The 318-nt window shown below is 58.5% G+C and carries 1 protein-coding gene; it reads right to left on the reverse strand.

The genetic code is table 11. From position 1 onward, the window contains the following. The coding region (locus AAEY79_RS14355; RefSeq protein ID WP_352288941.1) for an SCO family protein at positions 1-318 on the reverse strand (318 nt) is incomplete at both ends.

Raw genomic sequence — 318 nt, forward strand, 5'->3', positions numbered from 1 at the left:
GTATCGCGGTGCGGATCGACGCTGACCAGAATCACCTGCAACTTATCCACAGCCTCTTTAGGCAGCTCGCTCTTGATCTGGCGAAGCTGGGCGAGGGTGGTCGGGCAGATATCCGGGCAGAAGGTGTAACCAAAAAACAGCAGGCTCCACTTGCCCTTCAACTCGTTGACCACCACCGGCTGGCCTTCCTGATTGGTCATGGTCACCGCTGGCAACTGACGACTTTGCGGCAACAGAATGATGCCCGCGTCGATCAGCGCAGTCGGATCGCCCTGGCCTTTGCCCGAGAGCACTTTGTTGACGGTCAGGCCCATGATC

It is taken from the genome of Psychrobacter sp. GW64-MNA-CIBAN-0177, assembly GCF_040309585.1.
GTDB lineage: Bacteria > Pseudomonadota > Gammaproteobacteria > Pseudomonadales > Moraxellaceae > Psychrobacter > Psychrobacter okhotskensis.